This window comes from Herbiconiux oxytropis (genome assembly GCF_024979315.1).
Taxonomy (GTDB): Bacteria; Actinomycetota; Actinomycetes; order Actinomycetales; family Microbacteriaceae; genus Herbiconiux; species Herbiconiux oxytropis.
Genome location: NZ_JANLCK010000002.1, coordinates 491483 through 508059, shown reverse-complemented (window position 1 = coordinate 508059; position 16577 = coordinate 491483). Strand labels below are relative to the sequence as shown.

Here is a 16577-nt window from a genome sequence, read left to right as displayed (position 1 = left end):
TATCCCCAGAGCCGCGCGTCGCATCCGTTCTCCACAGGTTCGGGACCCGGCCCGACCCCCGGTGTACGGCCGGTAGAATTGACCCGCATCCCTCCCCCGCTATTCAAGGAGCCCTGGCCGCGTGAGCATTGCCGATACCGTCGAGAACGCCATCGCGACCCCCGAGCGTGAGCAGCCCTACGAGGCGCTCGGCCTGAAGTCCGACGAGTACGCGAAGATCCGCGAGATCCTGGGCCGGCGCCCCACGAGCGGCGAACTGGCCATGTACTCGGTCATGTGGAGTGAGCACTGCTCCTACAAGTCGTCGAAGATCTACCTCCGTCAGTTCGGCGAGAAGGTCAGCCCGGCCATGAAGAAGAACCTCATGGTGGGCATGGGCGAGAACGCCGGTGTCGTCGACGTGGGCGAGGGCTGGGCGGTCACCTTCAAGGTCGAGAGCCACAACCACCCCTCCTACATCGAGCCCTTCCAGGGTGCGGCCACGGGCGTCGGCGGCATCGTGCGCGACATCATCTCGATGGGCGCACGCCCTGTGGCGGTCATGGACCAGCTGCGCTTCGGCGACATCGACGAGCCCGACACGGCGCGCGTGGTGCACGGCGTCACGAGCGGCATCTCGTTCTACGGCAACTGCCTTGGCCTGCCGAACATCGGCGGCGAGACCTACTTCGACAAGGTCTACCAGGGCAACCCGCTCGTCAATGCGCTCTCGGTCGGCGTGCTCCGCCACGAAGACCTGCACCTCGCCAACGCCCGTGGCGTCGGCAACAAGGTCGTGCTCTTCGGCGCCCGCACGGGCGGAGACGGCATCGGCGGCGCGTCGATCCTCGCCTCCGACACGTTCTCGGCCGGCGGCCCCACCAAGCGCCCCGCCGTGCAGGTGGGCGACCCGTTCGCCGAGAAGGTTCTCATCGAGTGCTGCCTCGAGCTGTTCAAGGGCGAGCTCGTCGAGGGCATCCAAGACCTCGGGGCCGCCGGCATCTCGTGCGCCACCTCGGAGCTCGCCTCGAACGGCGACGGCGGCATGTTCATCGAGCTCGAGAAGGTGCTGCTGCGAGACCCCACGCTCACGGCCGAGGAGATCCTCATGTCCGAGAGCCAGGAGCGCATGATGGCGGTCGTGAAGCCGGAGAAGCTCGAGGGCTTCCTCGCGGTCACGGCGAAGTGGGATGTCGAGACGAGCGTGCTCGGCGAGGTCACCGACACCGGCCGCCTGGTCATCAATTGGCACGGCGAAGAGATCGTCAACGTCGAGCCGCGCACCGTGGCCGTCGACGGCCCGGTCTACGAGCGCCCCGTCGCCTACCCCGCGTGGCTCGACGCCCTGCAGGCAGACTCCGCCTCCCGCCTTCCCCGCTCGACCTCGGGTGAAGACCTGCGGTCGGAGTTCCTGCAGCTGGTCTCCTCGCCGAACATGGCGTCGAAGGAGTGGATCACCAACCAGTACGACCGCTACGTGCTCGGCAACACGGCGCTCTCCTTCCCCGACGACGGCGGGATGATCCGGGTCGACGAGGAGTCGGGCCTCGGCTTCGCACTGGCCTCCGACGCCAACGGCCGCTACTGCCAGCTCGACCCCTACCGCGGGGCGCAGCTCGCTCTCGCGGAGGCGTTCCGCAATGTGGCCGTCACAGGCGCCACCCCGGTCGCCGTCTCGGACTGCCTCAATTTCGGCAGCCCCGAGAACCCCGAGGTCATGTGGCAGTTCTCGAAGGCGGTCGAGGGGCTCGCCGACGGATGCCTCGAGCTCGAGATCCCGGTCACCGGCGGCAACGTCTCGTTCTACAACCAGACCGGTTCGCAGCCCATCCACCCCACCCCGGTGGTGGCCGTGCTCGGTGTGATCGACGACGTCGCTCGCCGCGTTCCTTCGGGTTGGCAGGACGAGGGATCGAACCTCTACCTGCTCGGCACCACCCGCCCGGAGCTCGACGGCTCGGCCTGGGCCGGCGTCATCCACGACCACCTCGGCGGCCTGCCTCCTCAGGTGTCGCTGCCCGCCGAGGCGGCGCTCGCCGAGCTGCTGCGTGCCGGAGCCTTCGAGGGTCTCATCGACTCCGCGCACGACCTCAGCGACGGCGGGCTCGCCCAGACCCTCGCCGAGTCGGTGCTGCGGTTCGGCATCGGTGCCCGGGTGTGGCTCGACGAGATCATCGAGCGCGACGGCGTCTCGGCCTCCGACGCCCTCTTCAGCGAGTCGACCGCGCGAGTGCTGGTGTCGGTGCCGAGGGAAGACGACGTGAAGTTCAAGGGACTCTGCGCCGGTCGCTCGATCCCGGTGCTCCGCATCGGGGTCACGGATGCGGAGTCGGGCTCGCTCGAGGTGCAGGGCCTCTTCGAGGTGCCTCTCGCCGAGCTCTCGGGCGCACACACCGCCACGCTCCCGGGTCGCTTCGGGCCCGTCGTCGGGGGCTGACGGCGGGGCGGAGCCGCGGCGGCTGCTGCCATTGCTGGACGAGCCGCCGTGTGCGCCGGATAACGCCAAACCTGGCGCCATCCGGCTCTCAGTCGAGGGCGATGTGCGGCACGTTTGGCGTTGTCCGCGCGGTGACGGTTCGAAAGCGCACCTGTCGCGAGGTGCGGCTCTGTCAGCGACCGGATGCGAGCGAGGGGTGTGGTTTCGAACAGCTGGCGGCGACCAGGCGTGGAACGAGGGGCGTCAGAGGTCTTTGCCGTCGGCGATGCGTTCGTGGTGGTGGATGACCTCGGCCACGATGAAGTTCAAGAACTTCTCGGCGAACCCCGGGTCGAGGTGCGCCTCCTCCGCCAGCGAGCGCAGGCGCTTGATCTGCCGGGCCTCGCGCTCGAGGTCGGCGGGGGGCAGCCCGTGCTCGGCCTTCAGCCGGCCGACGCTCTGGGTGAACTTGAAGCGCTCCGCGAGCATGTGGATGAGCGCAGCGTCGATGTTGTCGATCGACTGTCGGATGCTCTCCAGGCGGGCGAGGACGGCCTCGTCGGTGGCTTCGGTCATAGCTAAACTCTAGCCAGCTTCGGCGCCCGCCGACTTCGTGGGACGCTGCGGGAGCCGCAGCCGGCCCTGGGCGAGCAGGATGCCGAGGAACACGAGGGCGGCACCGACCGGCGCGTTCCAGCTGAGGGTCTCCCCGAGCAGGATGATGCCGAGCGCCACCCCCACCACAGGGGTGAGGTAGGTGACCGTGGAGGTGGCGGTCGGTCCCCAGTCGTCCAGCACGTTCATGTACCAGTAATAGGCCACCCCGGTGCCCGCGATGCCGAGCACGAGCAGGCTGCCGACGACCTGAGGCTCGAGGCTGATCGGTCCCACGGCCACGAACGGCGTGAGCACGAGGAGGATGGCTGCTCCCATGCCCACCTGCAGGAACGCCGCCGTGAGTCCGGTCACCGGATGCCGGTTGGTGATGAACCGGCGGATGTAGCCGAAGGTGAACCCGTAGCAGAGGGCTGAGCCGAGGCAGGCTAGCTGGCCGGCGAGCTCGAGCAGCAGGTCGCCGTGGGCGGCACCCGAGGCACCTGCGGCGCCTTCGTCGCTGCCGAGTGCGGTGAGGAACGTCCACGGTCCGATGATGATGACCACGCCGATGATGCCGGCGACCACGCCCAGCACCCGGTCCCGGCCGAGGCGCTCGACCCGGAAGGCGAGCGTCACCATGAGCGCGGTCGTGATGGGGGTCACGGCGTTGTAGATGCTCGCGAGGCCCGAGGTGACGTACTGCTCGGCCCAGGCGAAGAGGAGGAACGGGATGGCGCATCCGAACGCTCCGATGACGATGAAGTGAAGGTAGACCGCGCGGCCCTTCGGCAGGCGGGTACGCGTGACGACGAGGAGGACGGCGAGGGTGAGGGCGCCGAGGACGAGCCTGGTCCAGGCCACCTGCCCGAACGAGACACCCTCGAGCGCCACCTTCATGAAGAGGAAGCTCGCTCCCCAGATGAGCCCCAGCGCCGAGAACTGGAGGGCGGTGGAGAAGCGGTTGCGGGGCACTCGCAGACCCTACCGCTTCGGCGACCGTGCGCGGTGCCGGCGGCGGCGAGGGCAGGAGGAATGGCAGTCGGCGGAGCGGAGAATGGCAGTCTTCGTGGCCGATGGGGCGGTGGTGCCGGCCCCGGCCGGGTGGCGGCGCTGGCCTTCGGTGGCGCTGGCCTTCGTGGCGCCGGCCTTCGGCGGCGCTGGCCTTCGGCGGGATGGCAGCGCGCGCATTCAGCCTGGCGGTGGGCCGGCGCCGGCTGGAGGGCCGGCGCCGGTTCGGCTACTCGACGACCGAGACCGTGACCTCGATGTTGCCGCGGGTGGCGTTGGAGTACGGGCAGATGGTGTGCGCCTTGTCGGCGACCTGCTTGGCCTCCTCGGGGCTCACGTTCGGCACGTAGACGTCGAGCTCGACCTCGAGTCCGAAGCCGCCCTCGCCGTTGCTCCCGATGCCGACGCTCGCCGAGACGGCGGCGTCGGTGGTGTCGAGCTTCAGCTCGCGCCCGGCGGCGTGCACCGCGCCGAGGAAGCAGGCCGAATAACCCGCTGCGAAGAGCTGCTCCGGGTTGGTCCCTTCGCCGGATCCGCCCATCTCCTTCGGGGGGCGGGTATCGAAGTCGAGACGGTCGTCTTCGCTCCGGACGTGACCGTCGCGGCCTCCACCGGAGGCATGGGCGATTGCAGTGTAGATGGCTTCCATGGTGCTAGTTCATCACTGATCGCGTCCGCGCACCATCTGTGCGGCCGACGTTCCGCAACCTGTCAGCAGGCGTTCAAGCCGTGCGCGAGTTCTGCACAGGCAGCCCGCCGCCCTGCTTCTCCACACGTTGCTCCAGGCCCGCCCGCACGGCCGGCCAGTCGTCGATGATGATCGAGAACACGGCGGAGTCCCTCCAGCTTCCGTCGGCGCGCGGCAGGTCGCGCCGACTGATGCCCTCGAAGGTCGCGCCGAGCCGGGCGATCGCCGCCCGGGAGCGTTCATTGCGCACGTCGGCCTGGATCTTGATGCGACCGAACCCGTGCTCGAACGCGAGAGTCAGAAGGAGGAGCTTTGCTTCAGGGTTCACCACCGTGCCCCAGACACCGGGGTCGTAGGCCGTCCAGCCGATGTGGGCGTATTCGAGGGCCGGATCGATGTCGCCGAGAGTCGTCGTGCCCACGAGCCGGCCGTCGTCCGGGCCACCGACGAGGCGGATGACGTAGGCGTTTCCGCCCTGCCACTGGTAGTAGGTCTCGGCCCAGGCGGCGAAGGCCTCAGGCGTGGGGCGGTAACCCTCAGGGCCGCCGCCGTAGCCGCTCGCGAAGACCTGGGGGTGGCCGATCGCGGCGTGCAGCTCGGGCAGGGCTTCACGCGTGAGGGGTTCGAGGCGAATGTAGCGGCCCTGGATCGGGGCGTGCTCAGGGAGCGTGGCGGCCATGCCCTCAGTCTGGCATCGCGGGCTGCGGTGTCCGTAGCATGGGCGGATGGCGAGGGACGATGAGGGTGCGGCGGAGTCCGGCGCGGATGCGCCCGGCGAGGGCCGGTCCAGCGCGGGCCAGTCAAGCGCAGGCCAGTCCAGCGCAGGCGGGCCCAGCGCAGGCGACCCCGGCGCAGGTCAGTCCAGCGCAGGCGAGCCCGGCGCAGGCGGGCCCAGCGCCGCCTCCGGAGCGAGCACGGATGCTGCAGCGACCGTCACGGCACACGCGGAGGGGCGCGGGCGGTTTTTCGAGGTTCCACGGCTGGCGGGGCGGATCGCGGTGCTCGAGCCGTTGCATCCGTCGCACGCCGAGGAGCTCGCCGAGGAGGTGGCTCCGATCCACGACGTCTGGTTCACGCGGCTGCCGTCTCCGGCGGGCATGGCGGCCGAGATCGACCGCAGACTCGAACGGCACGCCTCAGGACTCGTGGTGCCGTGGGCCATCCGCCGGGTGTCGGACGGGCGTGCCATCGGGATGACCACCTACCTCAACATCCGGCCCGAAGACCGACGCCTCGAGATCGGTTCCACGTGGATCGCCCCGAGCGCCCAGGGCACAGGCCTCAACAAGGAGATCAAGCTGCTTCAGCTCGAGCGCGCCTTCGACCAGCTCGACTGCATCGCCGTCGAGCTGCGCACGCACTGGCACAATCGGCGCTCCCGGGCGGCGATCGCCGCTCTCGGCGCGAAGCAGGACGGCATCCTCCGCCACCACGACCTCTGGCGCGACGGCACGGTGCGCGATGTCGTGGTCTTCTCCATCATCGCCCCCGAGTGGCCCACCGTGCGCCTCGGCCTGACCGAACACCTCAAGCATCTGCCCTGAGCGCTGCGCACCCGTCAGCGAGCGGCGCCGCTGCGGGCGGGGCTGTGCCACGATGGTGACATGGGCAGTGCCGCCATGTTCTTCCACTCCGCCACCGCGTTCCACGACCTCGTCACGAGGATCCCGGACGACCGGTGGGACTCGCCTGCGCTCGGCGACTGGACGGTGCGCTCGCTCGTCGGCCACACCACCCGGGCCATCCTGACGGTGGAGAGCTACCTCCTGCTCGACGACCCCGGCTTCCCGAGCGTGCCGAACGCGGAGAACTACTACGCCCGCGTCTACAGCGACCTCACCGACCCCGCCGCGGTCGCCGCACGCGGCGTCGAGGCGGGCATCTGGCTCGGCGACGACCCGGCCCGATCCATCGCCGACGCGATCACCCGGGCCACCGCACTCGTCGACACCGCGCCCGCGGAACGCATCGTCTCGATCGGCGGACTCGGCATCGAGCTCGGCGAATACCTCCGCACCCGGGTCTTCGAGCTCGTCGTGCACTCCCTCGACATCTCCCGCGCCACAGACCTCCCGCACGGCCAGTCCTCCGAGGCCATCGCTGCAACACTCACGCTCGCCTCCGGAGTCGCCGCCGCCCGCGGAGACGGCGACCTCCTCCTCCTCGCCCTCACGGGCCGCACGACCCTCCCCGCCGGCTACTCCCTGGTCTGAGCATCGCCCAAGCCCCCTCATCCGGGTGCGGACGGACGACGTCCCCCGCGGACTCTTCGTGCGCAGCGGGAACGACGGAGGAAGCAGCCGCGGAGCGGGAACGACGGAGGAATGCCTCGCGTTCCGGACGAGGCTCCGTCGTTACCGACGCCGCGGCTGCCGGCCCCTACGAGAGCAGGTCGTGGCGGGTGACGATGGCGTCGCGGGCGGGGCCCACTCCGATGGCCGAGATGCGGGAGTCGCTCATCTGCTCGAGGGCGAGCACATAGCGCTGGGCGGCCGCCGGCAGGTCGTCGAACTCGCGGACGCCCGTGATGTCTTCGCTCCAGCCCTCGAACTCCTCGTAGATCGGCTTCGCGTGGTGGAAGTCGGTCTGGGAGACGGGCACCTCGTCGACCCGCACGCCGTCGACCTCGTAGGCCACGCACACGGGGATGGTCTTGAGGCCGGTGAGCACGTCGAGCTTGGTGAGCACGAAGTCGGTGACACCGTTGATGCGCGCGGTGTAGCGGGCGATCGGCGCGTCATACCAGCCGGTGCGACGCGGGCGGCCGGTGGTGGTGCCGAACTCGAAGCCCTTCGAGCGCAGGAACTCGCCCGACTCGTCGAAGAGCTCGGTGGGGAACGGACCCGCCCCGACCCTCGTGGTGTAGGCCTTGACGACCGCGATGACCCGGTCGATCCGGTTGGGCGCGACGCCCGAACCCGTGGCCGCACCGCCGGACGTGGCGTTCGACGAGGTGACGAACGGGTAGGTGCCGTGGTCGACGTCGAGCATCGTGGCCTGGCCGCCCTCGAAGAGCACGGTCTTGCCCTCGCTCAGCGCCCGGTTGAGCACGAGCGAGGTGTCGGCCACCATGGGCCGCAGCCGCTCGCGGTAGGAGAGCAGGTCGTCGACCACCTCGTTCGCCTCGATCGAGCGGCGGTTGTAGACCTTCACGAGGATGTGGTTCTTGAGGTCGAGCGCGCCCTCGACCTTCTGGCGCAGGATGCCCTCGTCGAACAGATCCTGGATGCGGATGCCGACGCGGTTGATCTTGTCGGCGTAGGCCGGGCCGATGCCGCGGCCTGTGGTGCCGATCTGGCGCTTGCCGAGGAAGCGCTCCGTCACCTTGTCGAGCGTGCGGTGGTAGTGCGTGATGACGTGGGCGTTGGCCGAGACCAGCAGCTTCGACACGTCGACACCGCGGGAGCCGAGGGCCTCGAGCTCGTGGAAGAGCACCTCGACGTCGACCACCACTCCGTTGGAGATGACGGGAGTGACACCGGGGGTGAGGATGCCGGAGGGCAGCAGGTGCAGGGCGTACTTCTTGTCGCCCACCACCACGGTGTGACCGGCGTTGTTGCCGCCGTTGAACTTCACGACGTAGTCGACACGGCTGCCGAGGAGGTCGGTGGCCTTGCCCTTGCCTTCGTCGCCCCACTGGGCTCCGATCAGGACGATCGCTGGCATGTGGATTCCCTCCGGGTTCCTCTGTCAGTGCCCGACGGACGGTGCCGGATGACAGCTGATTCTATCGTGGGCGTCATCCGGGAGCTGTGCGGTCGACGGGGGTGGGGAATCCGGGAGCGGGGGCGGGTGTTGTGGAGGAGGTGCCCGAACTCCGCGTGACCCTCTACTCCTCGAGCTTCTGCGGCGCCTGCTCGAGCACCCGCGAGACCCTCGCACGGATAGCGCCGCTCCTCGGCGAGCGCGTGGCGTGGAACGAGATCAACGTCGCCGACGACCCCGCCGCGAGCGAGGCCGCGGGCATCACCGCGACCCCCACCGTGGTCATCACGGGCGCCGACGGCATCGAGCGGATGCGAGCCGCCGGCGTTCCCACCGCGGAGCACGTGCTCCGCGCCCTCGCCGCCGCACTCCCCTAGCCGGGGATCACTTCGACGAGCGCGCCGGACTCCATCGCCACCCACACCGCGCCCGAGGGCGCCACCGCGAGACCGTGCGGCTCGCTGTGGCCCGACGGCGCGAGGTCGACGAACGAGAACTCCCCCGTGAGCGTCACGTGGCCGAGCTGGTTCGATCCCCACAGGGTGAACCAGCAACCCGCACCAGCACCCGCACCCGCACCCGCACCCGCGCCGTGGTCGGCCACGATCGCGTGCGGCTTCGATCCCGGCTCGGGCAGCGCGAACTCGGTGATCCGCCCGGCCCGGTCGATCCGCCCCACGGCCCCCGCGAGGATCTCGCAGAACCACGCGGCCCCGTCGTCGGCCACCGTGATGCCCACCGGCCCCGCATCCGGCGTCGGCAGCTGATGCAGCACGGGCGCGGAGTCGCCGCCCCGCACGTACCCGACGACGCCCGCCCGGTTGGCCGTGAACCAGAGCGACTCCCCGGATGCCGCGATCATCGAGACGAGGCCGTCGTCGGTCCCCGCCGCGAACTCGGCGACGCCACCCAGGATGCCGATCCGACCGAGGGTGTCGTTGGCCATCCCGGTGAACCAGGCGCTGCCGTCATCGAGCGACACGACGCCGTAGGGCTCCGACCCCACCGAGGGCACCGCCACCGATCGCAGCTCACCCGCCGGCCCGAGCAGCACCAGCCGGTCGCCCGTCGTGTCGGTGACCCAGACGGAGTCCGACCCCGCAGCCGCCACCTGCGACGGCTGCGACCCCTCCCCGAGCGGGAACCGCGAGACCGTCGAGACCGTCGAGCCCCCCGCGACCCCACCCACCCGCAGCACGGCCGAGCCGTGCACGAGCGTCGCCCACACCGCCCCGTCCTCGGTCACAGCGACCCCGTAGGGCCCGCCGCCCGCAACCTCATGCACCACGAGAGAGCTCATGGAGGCCGAGCCTACGCCCCCGCGACCGACCACCCGCGAAGCGACGGTAGACTTGGCAACCCTGCCCTCTCCCCGACATGAGGAGTCCGCGTGATCCTGGTCCTGCTGCTGTTCGCAGGGCTCTCAGCGCTCACTCCGCTGCTCACCAGGGCCCTCGGCACGAAGGTCTTCTACCTCGTCGCGGTGCTCCCGGCCGCCGCCTTCGCCTACACCCTCAGTCAGACCAGCACGGTCCTCGCGGGCGAGCAGGCCACCCAGTCGGTGCCGTGGATCCCGCAGCTGGGCATCGCCTTCTCCTTCCGCGTCGACCTCCTCGCGTGGCTGCTCGCGCTCGTGGTGACGGGCGTCGGCGCGCTCGTGCTCGTCTACTGCGCCCGCTACTTCAGCGACAGCGAGCCTCAGCTCGGCCGCTTCGCCGCGCTGCTGCTCGCCTTCGCCGGCACGATGTACGGCCTCGTCACCGCCGACGACATCTACATCATGTTCATGTTCTGGGAGATCACGAGCGTGCTCTCCTACCTCCTCATCGGCCACTACACGGGCCGCAAGGAGAGCCGAGGAGCCGCCCTGCAGGCGCTCCTCGTGACCACCTTCGGCGGCCTCGCCATGCTCGTCGGCATCATCCTGCTCTCGACCGAGGCGGGCACGAGCTCGATCGAGGCGCTCGTGGCCGAGCCGCCCGCGGCGAGCGGCCTGGTCACCACCGCGATCATGCTCATCCTGGTCGGAGCGCTCTCGAAGTCGGCGCTCGTGCCCTTCCATTTCTGGCTGCCGGCCGCCATGGCCGCCCCCACCCCTGTCAGTGCCTACCTCCACGCCGCCGCGATGGTGAAGGCCGGCATCTACCTCGTGGCGCGCTTCTCCCCCGGCTTCGCCGACACCCCCGGCTGGGTGCCGGTGCTCGTGGCGTTCGGCGTCTGGACCATGCTCGTCGGCGCCTGGCGGTCGCTCCGGCAGTACGACCTCAAGCTCCTGCTCGCCTACGGCACGGTCAGCCAGCTCGGCTTCCTCACCGTGGTGGTGGGCTTCGGATCGCGCGACGCCGCCCTCGCCGGCGCCGCGCTGCTGCTCGCGCACGCCCTCTTCAAAGCCACCCTCTTCCTCGTGGTCGGCATCGTCGACCACGACGAGGGCACCCGCGACCTCCGCGAGATCTCCGGCCTCGGCCGCCGCCGGCCGGTGCTCGCCGCCGTGGCGCTCATCGCCGTGGCGAGCATGGCCGGCATCCCGCCGCTGCTCGGCTTCGTCTCGAAGGAGGCCGTGCTCTCCGCCTTCCTGCACGCGGGCGAGGCCGGCGACGCCTGGGGCTGGGTGGCCCTCGTGGGCGTGAGCCTCGGCTCGATCCTCACCGTCGCCTACAGCGCCCGCTTCTTCTGGGGCGCCTTCTTCACCAAGAAGGGCGAATCCGGGCGCACAGCAGCGGATGCCGCGGCCGCCCAGCGCGCGAAGAAGGCCGCGGATGCGGGCCACGAGCCGCACCCGCCCTCTCGCGGCATCCTGGTCGCCCCCGTCATCCTCACCCTCGCCACCATCGCGGGCGGATTCCTCGCCGCCCCGCTGAGCACGGCCCTCGAGGTGTATGCCGACAGCGTCAGTGCCAAGAGCCTCCGGGCCGGCGGCGTCACGCGCGACTTCGCGTTCGTCGGCGGGAGCGGCGACGAGGGCCACGGCACCTACCACCTGGCCCTCTGGCACGGCTTCGAGCCCGCGCTGGGCATCTCGGTGCTCATCATCGCCGCCGGGCTCGGCCTGTTCGCCGTGCGCAAGCCCTTCGCGAAGCTGCAGCGCAAGGTGCCGCCGCTGGTCGACGCCTCGCGCGGGTACCTGTCGATCATCCGCGGTGTCGACCAGGGCGCGGCCAAGGTCACTCTGTTCGCCCAGAAGGGCGGTCTGCCGCAGTACCTCGGCACGATCCTCGTGGTCTTCGTGCTCTGCCTCGGCCTCACCACCGCCTTCAACCGCACCTGGCCGAGCGAGATCGTGCTGTTCGACTACCCGGTGCAGATCTTCATCGCCGCCGCCATGGGCGTGGCCGCCGTGATGGCCGCGCGGGCCACCCACCGCCTCGCCGCCGTGCTGCTCGTGGGCGCCACGGGCTTCGGCATGGTGGCGCTCTTCGCCTTCCACGGCGCCCCGGACCTCGCACTCACGCAGGCGCTCGTCGAGACCGTCACGATCGTGGTCTTCGTGCTCGTGCTGCGGCGCCTTCCGGTGAAGATCGCGCAGCACAACAAGCCCATGCGGCGCGGACGGCGCGCCCTCATCGGAACGCTCGTGGGCGTCACGATGGGCATCGTGGGACTCGTGGCGCTCGGTGCCAGGCAGGTGGGCGACCTCTCGGAGGAGCTCGCACGCCTGAGCGTGGAGGAGGGCCACGGCCAGAACATCGTGAACGTGATGCTCGTCGACATCCGCGCCTGGGACACCATGAACGAGCTCTCGGTGCTCATCGTCGTGGCCACCGGTGTGGCGAGCCTCATCTTCATCACCGGCCGCAACTTCACCATCCCCCGCCTCCGCGAGTCGCGCGGCCGCCGGCAGGGCGTCAAGCGCGCGCAGCTGGTGGACGACCCGCACACCTCCGACGAGGTGCCCGACGACCGGCAGCACTCGTGGCTGCTCGGCGGCAAGACGCTCTCGCCGGCCAACCGCTCGCTGATCCTCGAGGTGCTCGTGCGCCTGGTCTTCCACCCCGCCATCGTGGTGTCGGTCTTCCTGCTCTTCGCCGGTCACAACGCGCCGGGCGGCGGATTTGCGGCGGGCCTCGTGGCGGGCCTCGCGCTCATCGCGCGCTACCTCGCGGGCGGCCGCTACGAGCTCGGCGAGACTCTGCCGATCGGTCCGGGCGTGCTGCTCGGCGCCGGCATGCTCCTGGCCACGGGCACGGCCGTGGGATCGCTCCTCCTCGGCGCCGAGGTGCTCACCTCGGCCTACTTCTCGACCGAGCTGCCCGTGCTCGGCTACGTCTCCTTCGGCACCTCGACGATCTTCGACGTGGGCGTCTACCTCGTCGTGATTGGGGTCGTGCTCGACATCCTGCGCGCCTTGGGCGGCGAGGTCGACCGCCAGCAGGCTGAAGACGACGTCGACGCGCGCCCCGACGACCACTCGGTCGTGGCCGACGAGGCCGACACCCGCGGTCGCGTGGCCGGCAGCGACACGAGCGGGCGCCAGCGAGCAGGGCAGCAGCCCGCCGCGGGCACCCGGGGAGGTGAGGCCCGATGAGCGCATCCCTCACCCTCGTGGTGCTGATGGCCGTGATGTACGGCACCGGCGTCTACGTGATGCTCGAGAAGAGCCTCACGCGCATCCTGATCGGCTTCCTGCTCGTCGGCAACGCCACCAACCTCCTCATCTTCATGATGTCGGGCCGCTCGGGCGCCGCCCCGATCATCGACGGCGGCACCACGGGTGCCGACATCGTCGACCCGCTGCCGCAGGTGCTCATGCTCACGGCGATCGTGATCAACTTCGGCATCACCGCGTTCATCCTCGCCCTCATCTACCGCTCCTGGTGGCTCTCGAACCTCGGCGACGAAGGCGACGACGTGCTCGCCGACGAGGAGCTCGACGAGGCCATCGAAGCGGATGCCGCGGAGCAGTTCCACGCCAACCTCGACGACGACGACGAGGCGGTGCGCCACGTGCTCGAGGAGGGCGGCGACGCCGACGAATCGGACGAGGACGCACCGCCCGCCGAAGAAGAGCCCAGCGAGAACGAAAGGGATGTGATGCGATGAACGCCCTCGTCCCGCTCCTCGTGATCATCCCCCTCGTGGGCGCCGCGATCACCCTCATCCTCGGCCGCTACCCGCGCCTGCAGATCGCCATCAGCGTCAGCGCGCTCACCGCCGTGACCGCGGCCGCCGCCGTGCTGCTCACCGCCGTCGACGAGACGAGCCGGCCGATCGTGGTGAAGGTCGGCGGCTGGGAGCCGCCGTTCGGAATCGTGCTCGTGGTCGACCGGCTGTCGGCCATCATGGTGGTCGTCTCGGCGCTCATGCTCCTCGGCGTGCTCATCTTCGCCGTGGGCCAGGGCCTCGCCGATCGCGACCGCGACACCCCCGTCTCGATCTTCCACCCCACCTATCTGATCCTGGCCGCAGGACTGTTCGGGGCGTTCATCGCAGGCGACCTCTTCAACATGTACGTGGGCTTCGAGATGCTGCTCGCGGCCAGCTACGTGCTGCTCACCCTCGGCGGAACGGGTTCGCGCATCCGGGCCGGCGTCACCTACGTGGTCGTGAGCCTCGTGTCGTCGCTGCTGTTCCTCGGCGCCATCGCGCTCATCTACGGAGCCACCGGCACGGTCACCATGGCGTTGCTGTCGGAGCGGATGCGCGACCTCCCGCTCGACATCCAGATGATCCTGTGCGCGGCCCTCCTCGTGGGATTCGCGGTGAAGGCCGCGGTGTTCCCGCTGTCGTTCTGGCTGCCGGACAGCTACCCCACGGCCCCTGCGCCCGTCACGGCGGTGTTCGCCGGACTGCTCACGAAGGTCGGCGTCTACGCCGTCATCCGCACCGACAAGCTGCTGTTCTTCGACGTGCCGCTCGCCGTGCCTCTGCTCATCGTGGGCGGGCTCACGATGGTGATCGGCATCCTCGGCGCCATCGCGCAGGCCGATGTGAAGCGACTGCTGTCGTTCACGCTCGTGAGCCACATCGGCTACATGATCTTCGGTGTGGCCATCGGCACCGAGCTCGCCACGGGAGCCACGATCTACTACATCGTGCACCACATCATGGTGCAGACCGCCCTCTTCCTCGTGGTCGGGCTGATCGAGCGGGTGGGTCACTCGACGTCGATCACGCGGCTCGGCGGGCTGCTCAAGAAGGCTCCCTTCGTGGCCATCCTGTTCTTCCTCGGCGCGCTCAACCTCGGCGGCATCCCGCCGTTCTCCGGGTTCCTCGGCAAGCTCGGGCTGTTCGAGGCGGGAGCCGCGAGCCCGAGCCCGCTCGTCTACGTCATGATCGGCGCCGGCACCGTCACGTCGCTCCTCACCCTCTACGCCCTCATGCGGGTGTGGAACATGGCGTTCTGGCGGCCCAAGGAGGACGTGGAGGGCTACGAGTCGCCCCTCATGGAGTCGCTGCAGGAGAGTCCCGAGCAGCAGAACGGCTCCGCCACCGGCGTCGCCACCGCGACCGGCACGACGCTCAGCACGTCGAAGCTCATGGTGGGGGCGACGACCGGACTCGTGACGCTGACGCTCTGCCTCACCGTGTTCGCCGGCCCACTCTTCGACCTCGCGCAGCGGGCTGCGGGCAATGTGGCGACACCGTCGAACTACGTCGACTCGGTCTTCCCGAAGGGAAGCTCAGACGGCACAGCCCCGAAGGGAAGCTCAGACGGCACAGCCCCGGAGGGAAGCTCAGACGGCACAGCCCCGGGGGGTGCCCCGTGAGCCCGCGCCGGCCCCGCGCGGTCCGGGCCCGCATCGCGAGCGGTCTCGTGCCGTTCCTCGGGCTCGTGCTGCTCTGGATGCTGCTCTGGGGCCAGTTCACCTGGCTCGCCCTCGTCACAGGGGTCGTGCTCGCCATGGTCGTGTCGTCGGTGTTCTACCTGCCGGCCGTGCGGTTGAGCGGCCGGTTCAACCCGTGGCGCGGGCTGATCTTCGTCGTGAAGCTGCTCGCCGACATCGTGGTGGCGTCGCTGCAGATCGCGTGGGTGGCCCTCAAGCCCCGCTACACGCCCTCGAACGCCATCATCGCCGTGCCGCTCCGCACACGATCCGACCTCGTCATGACCTTCACGGCCGAGGCCGTCGCCCTCGTACCCGGCTCGATCGTGCTCGACATCGACCGCGAGAACGCCACGCTCTACCTGCACTCGCTCAACGTCACCTCCGTCGACGAGCTGCCGGCCCTCCGCCGGGCGGTGCTCGCCACCGAGCGCCGCCTCATCCTGGCCGCCGGGTCGGTCGACGACCTCGCGCGCCTGAAGAAGTCGGAGGAGGCGATCGCTGCCGGCGCCGAACCCGAGGCGCCGCCGGAGAAGGACATCGACTATCGGGAGCAGACGGGAGGAGGAACCCCATGATCATCGTCATCGCCATCGCCGGGCTCCTCATGGCCGTCGGCGCCGTCGGGGCCATCTGGCGCATCATCAAGGGGCCGTCCGCGCTCGACCGGATCATCGCATCCGACGTGCTCGTGGCCACCGTGATGTGCGCGCTCGGTGCCGAGATGGCCGTCAACGGGCACACCGACACCCTGCCCGTGATGCTCGGGCTCGCCCTGTTCGGCATCGTGGGCTCGGTGAGCGTGGCCCGCTTCATCTCGTCGAGGGATGACACATGAACCTCGACCTGGGATTCGGCGCCGACGGCTTCGGCGTGCGCGACGTCATCACGGCCCTGCTCGTGCTGCTCTCAGCGCTCATGTGCTTCGCGGCGGGCATCGGCCTGCTGCGGTTCCCGGATGTGCTGTCGCGGCTGCACGCCGCCACCAAGCCGCAGATCCTCGGGCTCATCGCGATCGTGGCCGACGTGGCGGTGACCAATCCCTCCGTGGGCACGGTGACGCTCGCGGTGGCGATCGTGTTCTTCCAGGGGCTCACGGCGCCTGCCTCGGCGCACATGGCGGGGAGGGCGGCGTACCGCACGGGGCATTTCCTGAGCGACACGCTGCTCGTCGACGAGTTCGCGCGGGTCGAGAAGCCCGCCGACGGGCCCGACCTCGATACTCCGGGTGCGGCGGATGCGCCGGATGGGGCGGAAGCGGCGGAAGCGGCGGACTCCACCGCCGAGCTCGGCGACGACAGCGACTCACCCGCCGACGACCTCGAGAGACGGTGAGGTCGCGCATCCCCGTCCGTGCTCGGCACTGACAACGGATGCGTGCTGACGCCATACTGGTGACCACCGGAGGGCAGGGGGCGGC

Annotated in this window: 16 protein-coding genes; 10 read left to right on the top strand and 6 right to left on the bottom strand. The window is 70.1% G+C overall.

Features of this window, described 5'->3' with window-relative positions:
* Positions 1 to 121 precede the first annotated feature (121 nt).
* On the top strand, positions 122 to 2416 hold the full coding sequence (gene purL / locus N1028_RS05490; protein WP_259525820.1) for a phosphoribosylformylglycinamidine synthase subunit PurL: 2295 nt from the start codon (positions 122 to 124) through the stop codon (positions 2414 to 2416).
* 243 nt (positions 2417 to 2659) lie between these two features.
* Here purL and N1028_RS05485 read toward each other — a convergent pair whose 3' ends face one another.
* The 4 genes from N1028_RS05485 to N1028_RS05470 all read right to left on the bottom strand — a co-directional run bounded on the left by N1028_RS05485 (position 2660) and on the right by N1028_RS05470 (position 5367).
* Positions 2660 to 2971: a chorismate mutase gene (locus N1028_RS05485; protein ID WP_259525819.1), complete on the bottom strand. Its 312-nt coding sequence runs from the start codon at positions 2969 to 2971 to the stop codon at positions 2660 to 2662.
* 9 nt (positions 2972 to 2980) lie between these two features.
* Positions 2981 to 3964, bottom strand: a complete 984-nt coding sequence (locus N1028_RS05480; RefSeq protein ID WP_259525818.1) for a DMT family transporter — start codon at positions 3962 to 3964, stop codon at positions 2981 to 2983.
* 265 nt (positions 3965 to 4229) lie between these two features.
* Positions 4230 to 4649 carry an organic hydroperoxide resistance protein gene (locus N1028_RS05475; protein WP_259525817.1) on the bottom strand — a complete coding sequence of 140 codons (420 nt, stop codon included), beginning with the start codon at positions 4647 to 4649 and terminating at the stop codon, positions 4230 to 4232.
* Between the two features lie 73 nt (positions 4650 to 4722).
* Positions 4723 to 5367 (bottom strand): GNAT family N-acetyltransferase, encoded by a 645-nt coding sequence (locus N1028_RS05470; RefSeq protein ID WP_259525816.1) that lies wholly within the window; start codon positions 5365 to 5367, stop codon positions 4723 to 4725.
* A 46-nt stretch (positions 5368 to 5413) separates the two neighbouring features.
* Between N1028_RS05470 and N1028_RS05465 the strand changes: the two genes are divergently transcribed.
* The gene (locus N1028_RS05465; protein ID WP_310795575.1) at positions 5414 to 6232 is read left to right on the top strand and encodes a GNAT family N-acetyltransferase; all 819 of its coding nucleotides are present in this window, start codon (positions 5414 to 5416) and stop codon (positions 6230 to 6232) included.
* Between the two features lie 60 nt (positions 6233 to 6292).
* Positions 6293 to 6901, top strand: a complete 609-nt coding sequence (locus N1028_RS05460) for a maleylpyruvate isomerase N-terminal domain-containing protein (protein WP_259525815.1) — start codon at positions 6293 to 6295, stop codon at positions 6899 to 6901.
* 166 nt (positions 6902 to 7067) lie between these two features.
* Here the strand turns inward: N1028_RS05460 and N1028_RS05455 are convergent, their stop codons facing one another.
* Positions 7068 to 8354: an adenylosuccinate synthase gene (locus tag N1028_RS05455; RefSeq protein ID WP_259525814.1), complete on the bottom strand. Its 1287-nt coding sequence runs from the start codon at positions 8352 to 8354 to the stop codon at positions 7068 to 7070.
* Positions 8355 to 8494: 140 nt separating this feature from the next.
* Here N1028_RS05455 and N1028_RS05450 point away from each other — a divergent pair, with 140 nt between their 5' ends.
* The gene (locus tag N1028_RS05450; protein ID WP_259525813.1) at positions 8495 to 8770 is read left to right on the top strand and encodes a glutaredoxin family protein; all 276 of its coding nucleotides are present in this window, start codon (positions 8495 to 8497) and stop codon (positions 8768 to 8770) included.
* Here N1028_RS05450 and N1028_RS05445 read toward each other — a convergent pair.
* Positions 8767 to 9693, bottom strand: a complete 927-nt coding sequence (locus N1028_RS05445; protein WP_259525812.1) for a Vgb family protein — start codon at positions 9691 to 9693, stop codon at positions 8767 to 8769. The two genes, N1028_RS05450 and N1028_RS05445, sit on opposite strands and share 4 nt — an antisense overlap.
* Positions 9694 to 9783: 90 nt before the next feature.
* Between N1028_RS05445 and N1028_RS05440 the strand changes: the two genes are divergently transcribed.
* From N1028_RS05440 to mnhG, 6 genes are read left to right on the top strand one after another with little or no spacing between them, the layout of a single operon-like run.
* Positions 9784 to 12918 (top strand): Na+/H+ antiporter subunit A, encoded by a 3135-nt coding sequence (locus N1028_RS05440; RefSeq protein WP_259525811.1) that lies wholly within the window; start codon positions 9784 to 9786, stop codon positions 12916 to 12918.
* Positions 12915 to 13433 (top strand): sodium:proton antiporter, encoded by a 519-nt coding sequence (locus N1028_RS05435; protein ID WP_259525810.1) that lies wholly within the window; start codon positions 12915 to 12917, stop codon positions 13431 to 13433. Before N1028_RS05440 ends, N1028_RS05435 begins: the two co-directional genes overlap by 4 nt.
* Positions 13430 to 15100, top strand: coding sequence for a Na+/H+ antiporter subunit D (locus tag N1028_RS05430; RefSeq protein ID WP_259525809.1), 1671 nt, complete (start codon positions 13430 to 13432; stop codon positions 15098 to 15100). The genes N1028_RS05435 and N1028_RS05430 overlap by 4 nt, the downstream gene beginning before the upstream one ends.
* Positions 15097 to 15735 (top strand): Na+/H+ antiporter subunit E, encoded by a 639-nt coding sequence (locus tag N1028_RS05425; RefSeq protein WP_259525808.1) that lies wholly within the window; start codon positions 15097 to 15099, stop codon positions 15733 to 15735. Before N1028_RS05430 ends, N1028_RS05425 begins: the two co-directional genes overlap by 4 nt.
* The gene (locus N1028_RS05420) at positions 15732 to 15995 is read left to right on the top strand and encodes an MrpF/PhaF family protein (RefSeq protein WP_259525807.1); all 264 of its coding nucleotides are present in this window, start codon (positions 15732 to 15734) and stop codon (positions 15993 to 15995) included. The genes N1028_RS05425 and N1028_RS05420 overlap by 4 nt, the downstream gene beginning before the upstream one ends.
* A complete protein-coding gene (mnhG, locus tag N1028_RS05415) occupies positions 15992 to 16492 on the top strand; it encodes a monovalent cation/H(+) antiporter subunit G (protein ID WP_259525805.1) in 501 nt (166 codons plus the stop codon). The genes N1028_RS05420 and mnhG overlap by 4 nt, the downstream gene beginning before the upstream one ends.
* Positions 16493 to 16577 lie beyond the last annotated feature (85 nt).

Excerpts from the sequence above, each read along its gene's own strand:
- N1028_RS05445 (WP_259525812.1), bottom strand. The coding sequence starts at position 9,693 with ATGAGCTCTCTCGTGGTGCATGAGGTTGCGGGCGGCGGGCCCTACGGG.
- mnhG (WP_259525805.1), top strand. The coding sequence starts at position 15,992 with ATGAACCTCGACCTGGGATTCGGCGCCGACGGCTTCGGCGTGCGCGAC.
- N1028_RS05475 (WP_259525817.1), bottom strand. The coding sequence starts at position 4,649 with ATGGAAGCCATCTACACTGCAATCGCCCATGCCTCCGGTGGAGGCCGC.
- N1028_RS05430 (WP_259525809.1), top strand. The coding sequence starts at position 13,430 with ATGAACGCCCTCGTCCCGCTCCTCGTGATCATCCCCCTCGTGGGCGCC.
- N1028_RS05455 (WP_259525814.1), bottom strand. The coding sequence starts at position 8,354 with ATGCCAGCGATCGTCCTGATCGGAGCCCAGTGGGGCGACGAAGGCAAG.
- N1028_RS05420 (WP_259525807.1), top strand. The coding sequence starts at position 15,732 with ATGATCATCGTCATCGCCATCGCCGGGCTCCTCATGGCCGTCGGCGCC.
- N1028_RS05470 (WP_259525816.1), bottom strand. The coding sequence starts at position 5,367 with ATGGCCGCCACGCTCCCTGAGCACGCCCCGATCCAGGGCCGCTACATT.
- N1028_RS05465 (WP_310795575.1), top strand. The coding sequence starts at position 5,414 with ATGGCGAGGGACGATGAGGGTGCGGCGGAGTCCGGCGCGGATGCGCCC.
- N1028_RS05435 (WP_259525810.1), top strand. The coding sequence starts at position 12,915 with ATGAGCGCATCCCTCACCCTCGTGGTGCTGATGGCCGTGATGTACGGC.
- N1028_RS05460 (WP_259525815.1), top strand. The coding sequence starts at position 6,293 with ATGGGCAGTGCCGCCATGTTCTTCCACTCCGCCACCGCGTTCCACGAC.
- N1028_RS05485 (WP_259525819.1), bottom strand. The coding sequence starts at position 2,971 with ATGACCGAAGCCACCGACGAGGCCGTCCTCGCCCGCCTGGAGAGCATC.